General features: G+C 38.2%; 17 protein-coding genes and 1 other annotated feature. Of the genes, 15 read left to right on the top strand and 2 right to left on the bottom strand.

Annotated elements, in window-relative coordinates; genetic code table 11:
• The first annotated feature begins 3 nt into the window (after window positions 1-3).
• The 15 genes from divIVA (at window position 4) to pyrE (ending at window position 17449) form a co-directional block, all read left to right on the top strand.
• Complete coding sequence (divIVA, locus tag EUC40_RS07590; protein WP_001131611.1) at window positions 4-510, top strand: septum site-determining protein DivIVA; 507 nt, start codon at window positions 4-6, stop codon at window positions 508-510.
• Between the two features lie 51 nt (window positions 511-561).
• Window positions 562-785, top strand: a binding site (T-box leader).
• A 71-nt stretch (window positions 786-856) separates the two neighbouring features.
• Entirely contained in the window at window positions 857-3622 is a 2766-nt protein-coding gene (gene ileS2, locus EUC40_RS07595) for an isoleucine--tRNA ligase (protein WP_156574284.1), read from the top strand.
• A 155-nt stretch (window positions 3623-3777) separates the two neighbouring features.
• Window positions 3778-4107, top strand: a complete 330-nt coding sequence (locus EUC40_RS07600) for a TraR/DksA C4-type zinc finger protein (protein ID WP_001002953.1) — start codon at window positions 3778-3780, stop codon at window positions 4105-4107.
• Between the two features lie 124 nt (window positions 4108-4231).
• Window positions 4232-4690 (top strand): lipoprotein signal peptidase LspA, encoded by a 459-nt coding sequence (lspA, locus tag EUC40_RS07605; RefSeq protein ID WP_000642182.1) that lies wholly within the window; start codon window positions 4232-4234, stop codon window positions 4688-4690.
• A gap of 4 nt (window positions 4691-4694) precedes the next feature.
• Window positions 4695-5603 (top strand): RluA family pseudouridine synthase, encoded by a 909-nt coding sequence (locus EUC40_RS07610; protein WP_071713205.1) that lies wholly within the window; start codon window positions 4695-4697, stop codon window positions 5601-5603.
• Between the two features lie 203 nt (window positions 5604-5806).
• Window positions 5807-6349, top strand: coding sequence for a bifunctional pyrimidine operon transcriptional regulator/uracil phosphoribosyltransferase (pyrR, locus tag EUC40_RS07615; protein WP_001156489.1), 543 nt, complete (start codon window positions 5807-5809; stop codon window positions 6347-6349).
• Window positions 6350-6494: 145 nt separating this feature from the next.
• Window positions 6495-7787 carry a uracil permease gene (uraA, locus tag EUC40_RS07620; RefSeq protein ID WP_071713206.1) on the top strand — a complete coding sequence of 431 codons (1293 nt, stop codon included), beginning with the start codon at window positions 6495-6497 and terminating at the stop codon, window positions 7785-7787.
• Between the two features lie 148 nt (window positions 7788-7935).
• Window positions 7936-8850 carry an aspartate carbamoyltransferase gene (gene pyrB, locus EUC40_RS07625; protein ID WP_000018850.1) on the top strand — a complete coding sequence of 305 codons (915 nt, stop codon included), beginning with the start codon at window positions 7936-7938 and terminating at the stop codon, window positions 8848-8850.
• Entirely contained in the window at window positions 8834-10120 is a 1287-nt protein-coding gene (gene pyrC / locus EUC40_RS07630) for a dihydroorotase (protein ID WP_071713208.1), read from the top strand. Before pyrB ends, pyrC begins: the two co-directional genes overlap by 17 nt.
• Complete coding sequence (locus tag EUC40_RS07635) at window positions 10117-11214, top strand: carbamoyl phosphate synthase small subunit (protein WP_000828670.1); 1098 nt, start codon at window positions 10117-10119, stop codon at window positions 11212-11214. The genes pyrC and EUC40_RS07635 overlap by 4 nt, the downstream gene beginning before the upstream one ends.
• Window positions 11199-14417 carry a carbamoyl-phosphate synthase large subunit gene (gene carB, locus EUC40_RS07640; protein WP_071713209.1) on the top strand — a complete coding sequence of 1073 codons (3219 nt, stop codon included), beginning with the start codon at window positions 11199-11201 and terminating at the stop codon, window positions 14415-14417. The genes EUC40_RS07635 and carB overlap by 16 nt, the downstream gene beginning before the upstream one ends.
• Window positions 14414-15193 carry a dihydroorotate oxidase B electron transfer subunit gene (gene pyrK / locus EUC40_RS07645; protein WP_000983359.1) on the top strand — a complete coding sequence of 260 codons (780 nt, stop codon included), beginning with the start codon at window positions 14414-14416 and terminating at the stop codon, window positions 15191-15193. The genes carB and pyrK overlap by 4 nt, the downstream gene beginning before the upstream one ends.
• Window positions 15190-16119 (top strand): dihydroorotate oxidase B catalytic subunit, encoded by a 930-nt coding sequence (gene pyrD / locus EUC40_RS07650; RefSeq protein WP_001081057.1) that lies wholly within the window; start codon window positions 15190-15192, stop codon window positions 16117-16119. The genes pyrK and pyrD overlap by 4 nt, the downstream gene beginning before the upstream one ends.
• Entirely contained in the window at window positions 16104-16820 is a 717-nt protein-coding gene (gene pyrF, locus EUC40_RS07655; RefSeq protein WP_000083493.1) for an orotidine-5'-phosphate decarboxylase, read from the top strand. Before pyrD ends, pyrF begins: the two co-directional genes overlap by 16 nt.
• Window positions 16817-17449: an orotate phosphoribosyltransferase gene (pyrE, locus tag EUC40_RS07660; RefSeq protein WP_000711449.1), complete on the top strand. Its 633-nt coding sequence runs from the start codon at window positions 16817-16819 to the stop codon at window positions 17447-17449. Before pyrF ends, pyrE begins: the two co-directional genes overlap by 4 nt.
• A gap of 38 nt (window positions 17450-17487) precedes the next feature.
• Here pyrE and EUC40_RS07665 read toward each other — a convergent pair whose 3' ends face one another.
• On the bottom strand, window positions 17488-18165 hold the full coding sequence (locus tag EUC40_RS07665; RefSeq protein WP_156574286.1) for an HAD family hydrolase: 678 nt from the start codon (window positions 18163-18165) through the stop codon (window positions 17488-17490).
• 22 nt (window positions 18166-18187) lie between these two features.
• Complete coding sequence (locus EUC40_RS07670; RefSeq protein ID WP_156574288.1) at window positions 18188-18442, bottom strand: YbeF family protein; 255 nt, start codon at window positions 18440-18442, stop codon at window positions 18188-18190.
• Window positions 18443-18478: the final 36 nt, after the last annotated feature.

Raw genomic sequence — 18478 nt, forward strand, 5'->3', positions numbered from 1 at the left:
GTTGTGCCGTTAACACCATTAGACATTCATAACAAAGAATTTGGTCGCGGATTCCGTGGCTATGATGAAGATCAAGTAAACGAGTTTCTTGATCAAATTATCAAAGATTATGAATTAGTCATTCGTGAGAAAAAAGCTTTAGAAGAAAAGGTTGCGCAATTAGAAGGAAAGTTAGATCATTTCTCTAATATTGAAGATACGTTAAACAAATCGATTGTTGTAGCACAAGAAGCAGCGGAAGAAGTAAAACGTAATGCGCAAAAAGAAGCGAAATTAATTGTACGTGAAGCTGAAAAGAATGCAGATCGTATTATTAACGAAGCTTTAGTAAAATCAAGAAAAGTTGCCTTTGATATTGAAGAGCTGAAGAAACAAGCAAAAGTATTCCGAACTCGTTTCCGTATGCTGTTAGAAACACAGCTTGAAATGTTAAACAACGATGATTGGGATAAGTTAATTGAGTTAGAAGACGAAGTGGACGAGCTGTTGAAAAAAGAAGAAACAGTGTAAGCTTGACGTTTTTCTCATTATTACATATAATTTTAAACAACATATTTATTAAGAAAAACGAAGATAGGGATAAGTACCTTTTCACACCTTATATAGCGAACTGAGGATGGTGTAAGCTCAGGATAAGGAGATAATGGGAATATCACCCTGGAGTTCCGCGCTGAACAAATAGAGTAAGCGTAGGCGTATATTCGCGTTAAGAATATAAAGAGGATCTTATACATACGTATATGGTCTACTAGGGTGGTACCGCGGGAGACTTTCTCGTCCCTTTTGGGGATGAGAAGGTCTCTTTTTTATTCCGTTTTTTAAGTATTTCTTTTATACATGTAAGGAGGAATTGAGCATGGAGTACAAAAATACATTACTGATGCCAAAAACAGAGTTCCCAATGCGTGGGAATTTACCAAAGCGTGAGCCTGCAATGCAAGAAAAATGGGCTGAAATGAACATTTATGAAAAAGTGCAAGAGCATACAAAAGGTCGTCCTTTATTCGTATTGCATGATGGACCTCCATATGCGAATGGTGACATTCATATGGGACATGCATTAAATAAAGTATTGAAAGACTTTATTGTTCGCTATAAATCAATGACTGGTTTCAGTGCACCATATGTACCAGGTTGGGATACGCACGGTTTACCAATTGAGCAAGCTTTAACAAATAAAGGTGTAAAACGTAAAGAAATGACGGTTGCTGAGTTCCGTAAGTTATGTGCAGAGTACGCATATGAGCAAGTAGAGCGTCAACGTGAACAATTTAAGCGTCTAGGTGTACGTGCAGATTGGGATAATCCATATATTACTTTAGAGCCAGCTTATGAAGCACAACAAATTAAAGTGTTTGGTGACATGGCGAAAAAAGGTTATATCTATAAAGGACAAAAGCCAGTTTACTGGTCTCCAACGAGTGAATCAGCTTTAGCAGAAGCTGAAATTGAATATCAAGATAAAAAATCAGCATCTATTTACGTAGCATTCCCTGTTAAAGATGGAAAAAACGTATTAGAAGGTGATGAGAAATTCATTATCTGGACAACAACACCTTGGACGTTACCTGCAAACTTAGGTATTTCTGTTCATCCAGAACTTGAATATAGCATTGTAAAAGTAAATGATGAGAAATATATCATCGCTTCGGAGCTGTTTGAGACAGTTGCAAAAACGTTAGAATGGGAAAATGCTGAAGTTGTGAAAACGGTAAAAGGTAGCGAACTTGAGTATACAGTTGCAAAACATCCATTCTACGATCGTGATTCATTAGTTATGCTAGGAGATCATGTAACAACAGATGCAGGTACAGGTTGTGTTCATACAGCACCTGGACACGGGGAAGATGACTTCGTTGTTGGTAAAAAGTATGGATTAGAAGTACTTTGCCCAGTTGATGATAAAGGTGTATTAACGAATGAAGCACCTGGATTTGAAGGCTTATTCTATGATAAAGCTAACAAGCCAATTACAGAAAAATTAGAAGAAGTAGGCGCGTTATTGAAACTAACATTCATTACGCATTCATACCCACATGATTGGAGAACGAAAAAACCAATTATTTTCCGTGCGACAGCACAATGGTTTGCATCTATTGAAGCATTCCGTAAAGAGTTATTAGAAGCTGTTGCGCAAACAAAATGGGTGCCAGCATGGGGAGAAACTCGTCTTCATAATATGGTTCGTGACCGTGGTGATTGGTGTATTTCTCGTCAGCGTGCATGGGGTGTGCCAATTCCTGTATTCTATGCAGAGAATGGGGATCCAATTATTACGGATGAAACAATTAACCATGTAGCAGATTTATTCCGTGAGCACGGTTCTAACGTATGGTTCGAGCGTGAAGCGAAAGATCTATTACCAGAAGGATTTACACATCCAGGTAGCCCGAATGGCGAATTCCGTAAAGAAACAGACATCATGGATGTATGGTTCGACTCAGGTTCTTCTCACCAAGCGGTATTAGAAGAGCGCGATGACTTACAACGTCCAGCTGATTTATATTTAGAAGGATCTGACCAATATCGTGGTTGGTTTAACTCTTCATTATCAACAGCAGTTGCTGTAACAGGTAAAGCTCCATATAAAGGCGTACTAAGCCATGGTTTCGTATTAGATGGTGAAGGACGTAAAATGAGTAAGTCGATTGGAAACATCGTCGTACCGAAGAAAATTATGGATCAATTAGGTGGAGACATCTTACGCTTATGGGTATCTTCTGTTGACTATCAATCTGACGTACGTATTTCAGATGATATTTTAAAACAAGTAGCAGAAGTGTATCGTAAAATCCGTAACACATTCCGTTTCTTATTAGGAAACTTAGATGACTTTAAGCCAAGTGAAAATACAGTAGCGGTAGCTGAACTTCGTGAAGTAGATCGTTATATGTTAGTGAAATTAAATGACTTAATTACAAAAGTAAAAGAAGCATATGAGACATACGACTTCGCTGCTGTGTATCATGCAATTCACAACTTCTGTACAATTGATTTAAGTTCATTCTATTTAGACTTTGCAAAAGACATTTTATACATTGAAGGTGCAAACCATGCAGATCGTCGTGCAATTCAAACTGTATTATATGATGTTCTTGTTGCACTGACGAAACTTGTAACACCAATCTTACCGCATACAGCTGATGAAGTATGGCCATATGTTCCGGGTGTAACTGAAGAAAGCGTACAATTAACTGATATGCCAGAAGCTGCAGAAATAGATGGTGCGGAAGCATTAAAAACAAAATGGGATGCATTTATGACATTACGTGATGATGTATTAAAGGCGTTAGAAGTAGCGCGTAATGAAAAAGTCATCGGTAAGTCATTAAATGCAAGCATTACACTATATCCAACTGCAGAAATGAAAGCTATGTTAGAGTCTATTAGCGAAGACTTAAAGCAATTATTCATCGTTTCTGAGTATAAGCTTGGTGGTCTAATGGAAGAAGCTCCAGCAGATGCGCCAAAATATGAGCATACAGCGGTTGTTGTTGCTCAAGCAACTGGTGAAACATGTGAACGTTGTTGGGTAGTTTCAGAAACAATTGGTAAAGATGCTGAACATGAGACATTATGTGAGCGTTGTGCAACAGTTGTTAAAGAAAACTATGTAAAATAATAAGGGATGACTGCACGTAAAGTGCAGTCATTTTTTCGTTAACAGTATATTGAAATAACTTTCACTCTCTTTCCTATGAAGGAAAAATGTGTGTGAGGTAAGCAAATTGATTTCGGACACACTAACTGTACATTACAGCTAGGAGGAATGTACACGTGAATGAAATCTACATGGAAATAAAAGAAGAATTGCAATTGATGAGAAAAGAGTTGCAAGAGAGACTAGCTAAAGAAGTAATGCATAAATACGATATGGAGTTTAGTGGGGAGCTCGGATATGAAATTCAGGAAGAGATAAAGAAAAAATTGCTCTTACATGATATGAAAGAGGACTTAAAGGATGTAGAACGTGCATTATTTAAAATGGAAATAGATATGTACGGTATTTGTGAAGAAACGGGGAGAGTAATTTCGGTAAAACAAATGAAAACAATGCCCACTGCCCGTACGATTCATGAATTTTTCTATGAAAAGGTAAATGTATGAATACGCACAACGATATTATATTACCTTTTTTTAATTTATTTTATTCTTCTATAAAGGTTCATTGTGAAAAGGTAGCAGCTATGCTAAAATTTTGAGGTACACTGTCTTTGTGGGGGAAATGAAAATGATATATTATGTAATAGCGTTATTTGTCATTGCCATCGATCAAATATCGAAGTGGCTAATTGTAAAGAACATGGAATTGGGTACAAGCATTCCGATTATCGATAATGTATTATACATAACATCACATCGAAATAGAGGAGCTGCCTGGGGTATTTTAGAAAATAAAATGTGGTTTTTCTACATTATTACAGTCGTTTTCGTAGTGTTTATCGTATTTTATATGAAAAAGTATGCGAAGACAGACAAGCTTCTAGGTATTTCATTAGGTCTAATTTTAGGCGGAGCAATTGGCAATTTTATTGATCGTGTATTTAGACAAGAAGTAGTGGATTTCATTCACGTGTATATTTTCTCGTATAACTATCCAGTATTCAATATAGCTGACTCAGCATTATGTATTGGAGTTGTATTAATTATTATTCAAACAGTATTAGAAGGAAAGAAAACGAAGGAGTAATTGAATGAGTGAAGTAGTACAAGTAACAGTAGCAGAAGAACAAAAGAGCGAGCGAATTGATAAATTCGTTGCAGAAATAAACAGTGAATGGTCACGTTCACAAGTGCAGCAATGGATTAAAGATGCTGTTGTAACAGTAAATGGGAAAGTGGTTAAAGGGAATTATAAAGTTAAAGCAAATGATGAAATTACAGTAACGATTCCTGAACCAGAAGCATTAGATATTCAACCAGAAGATATGAATTTAGAAATTTATTATGAAGATGCAGATGTACTTGTTGTAAATAAGCCACGTGGTATGGTTGTACATCCAGCGCCAGGGCATACAAGCGGTACGCTTGTAAACGGACTTATGCACCATTGTACAGATTTATCAGGTATTAACGGTGTAATGCGCCCTGGTATTGTGCATCGTATTGATAAAGATACATCTGGCCTATTAATGGTTGCAAAAAATGATATGGCACACGAGTCACTTGTAAATCAACTTGTAGCAAAAACAGTAACAAGACGTTACAAAGCGATTGTGCACGGTGTTATTCCGCATGATAAGGGAACTATCGATGCACCAATTGGCCGTGATAAGAAAGAGCGTCAAAGTATGACAGTTGATGAAAATGGTAAGAACGCTGTTACTCACTTCCAAGTGTTAGAGCGCTTCAAAGATTTCACACTTGTAGAATGTCGTTTAGAAACGGGACGTACGCACCAAATTCGTGTTCATATGAAATATATTGGCTATCCACTTGCGGGAGATCCAAAGTATGGACCAAAGAAAACATTAGATATGAATGGACAAGCACTTCATGCAGGTATTTTAGGATTTGACCATCCTCGTACTGGTGAATATATTCAGTTTGAAGCACCTATTCCAGAAGTGTTTGAAGATGCATTAAATATTTTACGAAAATAGTATTGACAAATCACACGAAAACTGAGATACTGACAACAGTTAAATAATGATCCTTTAACACAGCCCCGTGAGGTTGAGAAGGTAACGGTTTGAAATACTTAGGGTATGCTGTACCCTTTTTTCAAAAGTCCTCTCGCACACGCTGAGAGGACTTTTTTTATACCATTCCTCTCATGCAAGAAAAAAGCTTGGAGGTGTAGAACATGCAGGAAAAAGCTGTCGTTTTAGATGACCAAATGATTCGCCGCGCTTTAACACGAATTAGTCATGAAATCGTGGAACGAAATAAAGGTGTCGATAATTGTGTTCTTGTCGGAATTAAAACACGTGGAATTTTTATTGCACAACGTTTGGCAGAACGAATTGGTCAAATTGAAGGAAAAGAAATGGAAGTAGGCGAGTTAGATATTACGTTATATCGTGATGATTTAACACTACAATCAAAACATAAAGAACCACTTGTAAAAGGTTCTGATATTCCTGTAGATATTACGAAGAAAAAAGTTATCCTTGTGGATGATGTATTATACACAGGAAGAACAGTTCGAGCGGCGATGGATGCTCTAATGGATTTAGGTAGACCATCACAAATTCAATTAGCTGTTCTTGTTGATAGAGGTCATCGTGAACTACCAATTCGCGCTGATTATGTAGGAAAGAACATTCCAACATCAAGTGAAGAACGTATTGAAGTTGATTTGCAAGAGACAGATCAACAAGATCGAGTAAGTATATATGATAAGTAAGCCCTTTTAAATGTAGTCCTGTGAGGCTGCCAAAGGGTCTTGGCTTTCATATGTCAAATTTGGCATACGAAAGTATAGGACTCTTTGTGCACAGGCGCAAAGAGTTTTTTTATTGTAAAGATTGCAACTGAAGGAGGATGTAACAATGGAACAAAAGCCAGTGTTAGACGTTAATGAAGTACCGAAACCGGGAAAATGGTTATTTTTAAGTATACAACATTTGTTCGCGATGTTTGGATCAACAGTGCTTGTTCCGTTTTTAACAGGATTGAATCCATCAGTAGCATTAATATCAAGTGGATTAGGAACGTTAGCGTTTCTTCTTATAACGAAAGGTCAAGTACCTGCCTATCTAGGATCATCATTCGCCTTTATCGCACCGATTATAACAGCGAAAACAGCAGGTGGACCGGGAGCAGCAATGCTTGGTGGTTTACTTGCAGGACTTGTATACCTGTTAATTTCAATCGGAATTAAGAAGTCTGGATCAGCGTGGATTATGAAATTACTTCCACCAATCGTAGTCGGTCCGGTTGTAATGGTAATCGGTTTAGCTTTAGCACACACTGCAGTAAATATGGCGATGAACGGTGCAGATGGCAAGTATAGCTTTACACACTTTTCAGTAGCATTAGTAACATTAGCAATTACAATCATTTGCTCCATATTCGGGAGAGGGTTCTTCAGTATCATACCAGTTTTACTTGGAATCATCGGAGGTTACATCTTTGCTTACTTCCAAGGGCTAGTTGATTTAAAGCCGGTGGCTGAGGCAAAATGGTTTGTCATACCAGATTTCACAGTACCATTTGTAACATACACACCAGAGTTTTCATGGAAGATTGTACTCTTAATGGTACCAGTTGCACTCGTAACAATTTCAGAACATATCGGACATCAAATTGTATTAGGAAATGTTATAAAAAGAGATTTAATTGAAAAACCAGGTTTACACCGTTCAATCTTTGGTGATGGAGTGGCAACATTGATCGCATCACTAATCGGTGGACCACCGAATACAACGTATGGTGAAAACATCGGTGTGCTAGCAATTACGAGAGCGTACAGTGTATACTTATTCATCGGTTCAGCAGTGTTCGCAATCACATTCGGATTTATCGGTAAGATTTCTGCACTGATTCATTCGATCCCAACACCAGTTATGGGCGGGGTATCAATCTTACTATTCGGTGTAATCGCATCAAGCGGATTACGCATGATGGTAGATGATAAAACAGATTTAAGTGACAAACGAAACTTAATGATTGCATCAGTAATACTAGTAATCGGTATTGGTGGAGCGGTACTTCACGTAGGGGATTCATTCCAAGTAGAAGGAATGGCGCTTGCAGCGATTGTAGGTGTACTGTTAAATCTACTACTACCAGAAACAAAACAAGAAAAACATACAAAACAATCTAAGCAGATTGCTTCATAAAAATAACCTTTTAATTCAGTCCTGTGAGACAGAAAAGGGTGGCTTCTTCCTTGCACCCTAGTCTTACATGACTAGGGTATTTTTATACAAAGGTTGTTATAAATATACAAAAGTGGTAACATAAAAATCAGAAAGATGAGGGATGACGATGAGCCATTTGTTAACGATGAGTGAATTATCGGAAGTAGAAATTTCAGAAATCCTAAAAGACGCAGAAGATTTTGCGAATGGAAAAGAGAGCAAAACGACAGAGCAAACTTTTGTTGCAAACTTGTTCTTTGAAAATAGTACGAGAACGAGATTTAGCTTTGAAGTTGCTGAGAAGAGATTAGGACTTGATGTTTTAAACTTTTCAGCTGATGCATCTAGCGTACAAAAAGGGGAAACTTTATACGATACGATAAGAACACTAGAATCAATCGGAACAAAAGCAGTGGTCATCCGCCATGAGCAAGATCGCTACTTCGATGAACTAAAAGATCAGGTGAATATCCCAATCTTAAACGCTGGAGATGGATGTGGAAACCACCCAACGCAGTGTCTACTCGACCTTCTTACAATTAAACAAGAGTTTGGAAGATTTGAAGGTTTGAAGATTGCAATAGTAGGAGATGTTCGTCACAGCCGAGTAGCACGTTCTAATGCAGAAGCATTAACGAAGCTGGGTGCAACAATTTACTTTGCAAGTCCAGAAGAGTGGAAAGATGAAGACAACACATTTGGAACATACAAACCATTAGATGAACTTGTTCCGGAAGTGGATGTAATGATGTTACTTCGTGTGCAACATGAGCGCCATGATCATTATGAAACAGACATTATGAAAGAATATCATGAGAAACACGGATTAACAGTGGAAAGAGAAAAGCGTATGAAAGAAGGAAGCATTATTATGCATCCAGCTCCTGTAAACCGAGATGTTGAAATTGCAAGTGAACTTGTTGAGTGTGAGCGTTCACGCATATTTAAACAAATGGAAAATGGAGTTTACGTAAGAATGGCTGTACTAAAACGCGCCTTACCAAATGTATTAGGAGGAATGAAACATGAATTACTTGTTTAAAAATGGTCGTTATATGAATGAAGAAGGAAAAATCGTAGCAACAGATCTTCTCGTACAAGACGGTAAAATCGCTAAGGTAGCAGAAAATATTACGGCAGATAATGCTGAAGTAATCGATGTGAACGGAAAGTTAATCGCACCTGGATTAGTAGATGTACACGTACATCTTCGTGAACCAGGTGGTGAACATAAAGAAACAATTGAAACAGGTACACTAGCAGCGGCAAAAGGTGGATTCACTACAATTTGTGCAATGCCAAATACACGCCCAGTACCAGATTGCAGAGAACATATGGAAGACTTGCAAAATCGTATTAAAGAAAAAGCGCATGTCAACGTACTACCATATGGAGCAATTACAGTACGTCAAGCGGGTTCTGAAATGACAGATTTCGAAACGTTAAAAGAACTTGGAGCATTTGCTTTCACTGATGACGGTGTAGGCGTACAAGATGCTAGCATGATGTTAGCTGCTATGAAGCGTGCAGCAAAACTGAATATGGCAGTAGTTGCACACTGTGAAGAGAATACACTTATTAATAAAGGTTGTGTACATGAAGGGAAGTTTTCTGAGAAACACGGATTAAACGGTATCCCATCAGTATGTGAATCTGTACATATTGCAAGGGATATACTGCTTGCTGAAGCGGCAGATTGTCACTATCACGTATGTCACGTAAGTACGAAAGGGTCTGTACGTGTAATCCGTGATGCGAAACGCGCTGGAATTAAAGTAACAGCAGAAGTAACACCTCATCACCTAGTGTTATGTGAGGATGATATCCCATCAGCTGATCCTAACTTCAAAATGAACCCACCGCTTCGTGGAAAAGAAGACCACGCAGCACTAATTGAAGGTTTATTAGATGGAACAATTGATATGATCGCAACTGATCATGCACCGCATACAGCGGAAGAGAAAGCACAAGGAATTGAAAGAGCACCATTCGGAATTACTGGTTTTGAAACAGCATTCCCACTTCTATACACAAACCTTGTGAAAAAAGGAATTATTACATTAGAGCAGTTAATTCAATATTTAACAGAAAAGCCAGCTGATACATTCGGCTTAGAAGCAGGTCGCCTGAAAGAAGGTAGAACAGCTGATATTACAATCATTGATTTAGAACAAGAAGAAGAGATTGATCCAACAACATTCTTATCAAAAGGAAAAAACACACCATTCGCAGGTTGGAAATGCCAAGGATGGCCGGTAATGACAATCGTTGGTGGTAAGATCGCATGGCAAAAGGAGAGTGCATTAGTATGAAAAGACAACTTATCTTAGAAGATGGAACAGTATTAATTGGAAAAGGTTTCGGAGGAGAAATCGAAAAGTCAGGTGAGGTTGTATTTACAACAGGAATGACTGGATATCAAGAAACATTATCTGATCCATCATATTGCGGTCAAATCGTAACATTCACGTACCCATTAATCGGAAACTACGGCATTAACCGTGACGATTTCGAATCGATTCACCCATCTGTAAATGGTTTAATCGTAAACGAGATTTGTGATCATCCATCAAACTTCCGTAATGAAATTTCGTTAAATGATTACTTAAAAGAAAGAAACATCCCGGGATTAGCAGGAATTGATACGAGAAAATTAACGAGAAAAATTCGCCAATACGGTACATTACGCGGACGCCTTTGTAACATGGATGCAGATGTAGAATACATCGTGAGCCAATTAAAAGCGACAGTATTTACAGATCACGTGAAACGCGTATCAACGAAAGATCCATACCCAAGTCCAGGACGCGGACACCGAGTTGTACTTGTAGACTTCGGAATGAAACATGGTATTTTACGAGAATTAAATAAGCGTGACTGTGATGTAATTGTAGTTCCTTATAACACAACAGCAGAAGAAATTTTACGCCTTAGTCCAGATGGAATTATGTTAAGTAACGGACCTGGGGATCCAAAAGATGTACCAGAAGCAATTGAAATGTTAAAAGACATTATCGGTAAAGTTCCTTTATTCGGAATTTGCCTAGGACATCAATTGTTCGCTCTAGCATCTGGTGCGAATACAAGTAAGTTGAAATTCGGTCACCGTGGTTTAAACCATCCAGTAAAAAATCTTGCAACTGGAAAAGTAGCAATTACATCTCAAAACCATGGTTACGCAGTAGAAGAAGAATCAGTTGAAAATACAGAGCTTGAAATTACACATGTTGCTTTAAATGATGGAACAGTAGAAGGTCTTCGTCACAAGAAGTTCCCAGCATTTACAGTACAATACCATCCAGAAGCTTCAGCAGGACCAGAAGATGCAAATGATTTATTCGAAGATTTCTTAGCAATGATTGAAAACTTCAAGAAAGAAGGGGAAGAGTTATGCCAAAACGCCTAGACATTAACACAATTTTAGTAATCGGATCAGGACCAATTGTAATTGGGCAAGCAGCGGAGTTTGACTACTCTGGTACACAAGCTTGTCAATCTCTAAGAGAAGAAGGTTACAAAGTAATCCTTGTTAACTCTAACCCAGCAACAATTATGACAGATACTGCAACGGCAGATAAAGTATATATAGAACCATTAACATTAGAATTCGTAAGCCGTATTATTCGTAAAGAACGTCCAGATGCAATCTTACCAACATTAGGTGGTCAAACAGGCTTAAATATGGCTGTTGAACTTGCGAAATCAGGCATACTTGAAGAATGTGGAGTGGAAATTTTAGGAACGAAATTATCAGCTATCGAGCAAGCGGAGGATCGCGATTTATTCCGTACATTAATGCAGGATTTAAATGAACCAATTCCATCTAGTACGATCATTCATACGCTGGAAGAAGCACATGAATTTGTAAAAGAAATTGGTTATCCAGTTATTGTTCGCCCAGCATTTACAATGGGAGGAACAGGTGGCGGAATCTGTAGTAATGAAGAAGAACTAATTGAAATCGTATCAGGTGGATTAAAACATAGTCCAGTAACACAATGTTTATTAGAAAAGAGCATTGCTGGTTGTAAGGAAATTGAATATGAAGTAATGCGTGATTCGAATGATAACGCGATTGTAGTATGTAACATGGAAAACATCGATCCAGTTGGGGTTCACACAGGTGATTCTATCGTAGTAGCACCGAGCCAAACATTAAGCGACCGTGAATATCAAATGTTACGAAACACTTCATTAAGAATTATTCGTGCATTAGGAATTGAAGGTGGATGTAACGTTCAGCTTGCACTTGATCCACATAGCTTCCAATACTATGTAATCGAAGTAAACCCACGTGTAAGTCGTTCATCTGCACTAGCATCTAAAGCAACTGGATATCCAATTGCGAAGCTAGCGGCAAAAATTGCAGTCGGTTTAACATTAGATGAAATTATAAATCCAGTAACACAAAAAACATACGCTTGCTTTGAGCCAGCATTAGACTATGTGGTTTCAAAAATTCCACGTTGGCCATTTGATAAGTTTGAATCAGCAAACAGAACACTTGGTACACAAATGAAGGCGACTGGTGAAGTTATGTCAATCGGACGTAACTTAGAGCAATCTTTATTAAAAGCGGTTCGTTCTTTAGAGCTTGGCGTTTATCACTTAGAGTTAGATCATTTAAAAGAGCTTGATAAAGAGACAATGAAAAAACGCATTATAAAAGCTGATGATGAGCGACTGTTTATTGTAGCAGAAGCAATTCGTCAAGGCGTAACGAAAGAAGAAATCAATGATTGGTGTGAAATGGACTTCTTCTTCTTACAAAAAGTTGAAAACATCGTAAACATGGAACGCGAAGTAAAAGAAAATGTAGGAAATATGGAAGTATTACAATCAGCGAAAGAAATGGGCTTCAGTGATCATTACATCGCCAATGCTTGGAACAAAACAGAGCGTGAAATTTACGATATGCGTAAAGAAAGCAATATAACTCCTGTTTATAAAATGGTAGATACTTGTGCGGCAGAGTTCGAATCTGCAACACCATATTACTACAGCACATACGGTGACGAGAATGAATCGGTTATAACAGATCGTAAGAGTGTGGTTGTACTAGGGTCTGGTCCAATCCGTATCGGTCAAGGTGTTGAGTTTGACTATGCAACAGTTCACTCTGTATGGGCAATAAAAGAAGCTGGATATGAGGCAATCATTGTTAATAACAACCCAGAAACAGTTTCAACAGACTTCAGTATTTCTGACAAATTATACTTTGAACCATTAACGATTGAAGATGTAATGCACATTATCGATTTAGAAAAGCCAGAAGGTGTTATCGTTCAGTTCGGTGGACAAACGGCAATTAACTTAGCTGCTAAATTAGAAGCACATGGTGTGAAAATCTTAGGAACATCACTTGAAGATTTAGACCGTGCGGAAGATCGTGATAAATTCGAAGCTGCTTTAACAAAGCTTGGTATCCCGCAACCAGTTGGTAAAACAGCAACGACTGTAGAACAAGCGGTAGCAATCGCTGAAGAAATTGGTTACCCAGTATTAGTAAGACCATCTTACGTACTAGGTGGACGTGCGATGGAAATCGTATATCGTCAAGAAGAACTGCTGCACTACATGAAAAATGCAGTTAAAGTTCATGCAGATCATCCGGTATTAATCGACCGTTACATGGTTGGTAAAGAAATTGAAGTAGATGCAATTTCAGATGGTGAGAATGTATTCATTCCAGGTATTATGGAACATATTGAACGCGCTGGAGTTCACTCTGGTGATTCAATTGGAGTATATCCACCACAAAGTTTATCTGAAAAACTAAAAGAACAAATCATTGAACATACAATTGCACTTGGAAAAGGATTAAACATTGTTGGATTACTAAATATCCAGTTTGTAGTATTCAAAGATCAAGTGTACGTAATTGAAGTAAACCCACGTGCGAGCCGTACAGTACCGTTCTTAAGTAAAATTACAGGCGTACCGATGGCGAATGTTGCAACGAAAGTTATTTTAGGTCAAAACCTAGTAGAGCAAGGATACGGAACGGGCTATCACCCAGAAGAGAAAGAAGTATATGTAAAAGCTCCAGTATTCTCATTTGCGAAACTACGTTCAGTTGATACAACATTAGGACCTGAAATGAAATCAACAGGTGAAGTAATGGGTAAAGACTTAACGCTTGAAAAAGCATTATACAAAGGTCTAGTTGCTTCTGGAATTAACATTCCAACGCACGGATCAGTAATCATCACAGTAGCGGATAAAGATAAAGAAGAGGCAATGGAAATTGCAAAACGCTTCCACGAAATTGGTTATAACTTATTAGCAACAGCTGGAACAGCACAATCGTTAGCAGAGCAAAATATTCCAGTGCAAGTTGTAAACAAAATTGATTCTGAAGACTACAACTTACTTGATATTATCCGTCAAGGAAAAGCACAGTTTGTAATCAATACATTAACAAAAGGAAAACAACCAGCGCGTGATGGTTTCCGCATTCGCCGTGAATCAGTAGAAAATGGTGTGGCTTGCTTAACATCACTTGATACAACAAGAGCAATCTTACGAGTATTAGAATCTATGACATTCTCAGCTCATTCAATGAAAGAAATTACGCAAACAAAGCGTCACGAGGTGGTACATGCATGATGCAAAAGCAAAATATGATCGTCGTTAATCAAAAAGAAATCGCAAAAAACATTTACGAGTTAGTGCTTCAAGGAACGTTAGTACAGCAAATGAACGAACCAGGGCAGTTTGTACACATTAAGGTAGCAGAGGGCATTGCGCCCCTTCTGCGCCGCCCGATTAGTATTTGTAATGTAGATCAAGAGAAGAACGAATTTACAATGCTATATCGTGCGGAAGGACAAGGGACAAAAACATTAGCAACTAGAAAACAAGGTGAAATGGTAGATGTACTAGGACCACTAGGGCATGGTTTTCCTGTAGAAGAAGCGGAAGCTGGTCAAACAGCTTTACTAGTAGGCGGGGGAATTGGTGTACCACCACTTTATGAGCTATCACAGCGCCTCGTTGCAAAAGGTGTACGTGTGATTCACATCTTAGGTTTTCAAACGAAAGATGTTGTTTTCTATGAAGAAAAATTTGCAGAACTTGGTGATACGTACGTTGCGACAGTAGACGGTACACACGGTACAAAAGGATTTGTCACAGATGTAATTGATAATTACGGAATTGACTTTGATATTCTTTATTCATGTGGTCCGTTAGCGATGCTTCGTGCATTAGAAGGACGTTACAAAGAGAAAAAAGCCTATATTTCATTAGAAGAACGTATGGGCTGTGGTATTGGAGCTTGTTTCGCATGTGTATGCCACTTACAAGAAGATCCAAGTGGACATTCTTACAAGAAGGTGTGTAGCGACGGGCCAGTATTTCCAATCGGGGAGGTTGTACTATGAACAGATTGCAAGTTGAATTACCAGGATTATCATTAAAAAATCCAATTATACCGGCATCTGGATGCTTTGGATTTGGTCGTGAATATGCACAGTTTTACGATTTAAGTGTACTAGGATCAATCATGATTAAAGCGACGACAGAACAACCACGTTATGGAAATCCGACACCTCGTGTTGCTGAAACGCCAGGCGGCATGTTAAATGCAATCGGACTTCAAAACCCAGGATTAGAAAAAGTAATGAATTCTGAATTACCATGGTTAGAACAATTTGACCTTCCAATTATTGCGAACGTTGCGGGCTCACAAGCTGAGGATTACGTAGCGGTTGCAAAGGAAATTTCTAAAGCGCCTAATGTACATGCACTAGAATTAAATATTTCTTGTCCGAACGTAAAAACAGGTGGTATCGCCTTTGGTACAAATCCTGAAATTGCTGCTGATTTAACGAAGCGAGTAAAAGAGGTTTCTGAAGTACCTGTATACGTGAAGTTGTCACCGAATGTGGCAAACATTGTGGAAATTGCAAAAGCGATTGAAAATGCAGGTGCAGATGGTTTAACGATGATTAATACATTGCTTGGTATGCGTCTAGATTTAAAAACAGCAAAACCAATTTTAGCAAACCGTACAGGTGGATTATCAGGTCCTGCGATTAAGCCAGTAGCAATTCGTATGGTACATGAAGTAAGTCAAGCGGTTAACATTCCAATTATCGGAATGGGCGGTATTGAAACAGCGGAAGATGTAATTGAATTCTTCTACGCTGGCGCAAGCGCAGTTGCAGTAGGTACAGCGAACTTTATCGATCCGTTCGTATGTCCGACAATTATTGAAGAGTTACCAGCATTACTAGATGAATTAGGATTTGATCACATTTCGGAATGTCAAGGAAGGAGCTGGAAGCAAACATGTCACAGTCGTTAATCGTTGCACTAGATTTTCCAGGGAAACAAGATGTAGAACAATTCTTGCGCCACTTTGAAGGGGAAGAGTTATTTGTCAAAGTTGGTATGGAGTTATTTTATAAAGAAGGCCCTGCAATTATTACGTACTTAAAAGAAAAAGGACATAAGATCTTTCTAGATTTAAAACTTCATGATATTCCGAATACAGTAAAAAGCGCTATGCGTAGCCTAGCTAGTCTAGATGTAGATATGGTAAATGTTCATGCTGCTGGGGGAAGCAGCATGATGAAAGCTGCGATTGAGGGATTAGAGGAAGGTAAGCAAGAAGGAAAAGAGAGACCGATTTGTATTGCAGTTACACAACTAACAAGCACTTCGGAAGCTATGATGAAAAAAGAGATCGGCATTGAGAAAACGTTAGAAGAAGCGGTTGCTCATTATGCAAAATTAACGAAAGAAAGTGGACTTGATGGCGTTGTTTGCTCAACGCTTGAAGTTCCAAAATTACGTGAAGTATGCGGAGATGAATTTGTAACAGTAACACCGGGGATTCGTCTTGCAAGCGATGATGTAAATGACCAGGTGCGCGTAGCAACACCGAAACGTGCGAGGGAACTTGGCTCAAGCTACATCGTAGTTGGACGTAGTATTACAAAAGCAGAAAATCCGCTTGAAGCGTATAAAACAGTAAAACAACAGTGGGAAGGTGTAACAGTATGAAAAAAGAAATCGCATCGCATTTATTAGAAATTGGAGCAGTATTTTTACAACCGAATGATCCATTCACTTGGTCTTCAGGTATGAAATCACCAATTTATTGTGATAACCGTTTAACTTTATCTTATCCAAAAGTACGTCAAGCGATTGCAGCTGGATTAGAAGAGTTAATTAAAGAGCACTTCCCAACTGTAGAAGTTATTGCAGGAACAGCAACTGCTGGTATTGCGCACGCTGCATGGGTAAGCGATCGTATGGATTTACCAATGTGCTACGTACGTAGTAAAGCAAAAGGCCACGGTAAAGGGAATCAAATTGAAGGAAAAGCTGAAAAAGGTCAAAAAGTAGTAGTAGTAGAAGACTTAATTTCAACTGGCGGTAGTGCAATTACATGTGTAGAAGCACTTCGTGAAGCTGGCTGTGAAGTATTAGGAATCGTATCAATCTTCACATACGAGTTAGAAGCAGGAAAAGAAAAACTAGAAGCAGCTAACGTAGCATCATATTCTTTAAGTGATTACAGTGCATTAACTGAAGTTGCAGCAGAAAAAGGTATGATTGGACAAGCTGAAACGAAAAAATTACAAGAGTGGCGTAAAAATCCAGCTAACGAAGCTTGGATCACAGCGTAACACGAAAAAAGACGACCGCGGGGGAACGCGGTCGTCTTTTATATTATTGTTAAAACTTCATGTAAAGAACATATAGTAGGAATATCGTACTTGAGTTGCGAGTTATCCCGATTTAACCATATCCCTTGCATTCCAGCTGCTGTACTACTAATCGCATCAGTCTCTAATCGATCGCCAATATAATAGCAATCTTTCATTTCAAGATTCGATTGTAATACGGATCGGTGAAACATTTCAGGGTCTGGTTTTGATATACCAAGTTCACTAGAAGTAAATATATATTTGAAATATTGTAGAATGTTTAGGGCAGTTAATTTTTCGACTTGTTGTTCATAGTTACCATTACTAATGATACCTAATGAGTGCCCCCCTTGCTGCAAGGTCTGTAATGTATAGTGTACATCTTCAAACGCGGTCCAGTTGTTCTTATATAGTTCTATATATTGCTTGAATTTGTGCTGAGATTCCCAAGGTGATAAGTTTACTCCGTATGCTTTAAATAAATGATACATTCGCATCCTTTGTTGTTCTTCAAAAGATAATTCCTTGGATAAAAATTTGTTGAAATATTTCTCGGATAATTCATGCCATAGCTTCATAGCCTCTAATTCGTTTCCTGAAAAAATATCATTATACTTTTGGAAGAAATGTGAGATACCATTTTTCTCAGCAGTGTCGTAATCAAGTAAAGTTCCATCAATATCAAAGAAAATCATATGGCAATCTCCTTGCTAACAACTATTTAGCGTTTTCCGCAACTTCATATCCTCTTACAAATAATAGCGTCATATAAGAAACGATAAATGAAAAGCTGCTGTACATGCCAACCCAAAAGAAAAATTTTGGAGTAAAGGCGATCACACCTATTATTAAAAAACTAGCAAACGTTACAAGCGGCATTACGTAATACGTTTTCGTTCTACGTGTTCCAATAACAGAAACGATAAAGATAAGTAATGGACAAATTAATAAGACGAAAATCAATTTATTCATAGGTATGTCCCCTTTTCTAATTGCAGTAATCTGTTT

The organism is Bacillus luti, from assembly GCF_009739945.1.
In the GTDB taxonomy this organism is placed as follows: domain Bacteria; phylum Bacillota; class Bacilli; order Bacillales; family Bacillaceae_G; genus Bacillus_A; species Bacillus_A luti.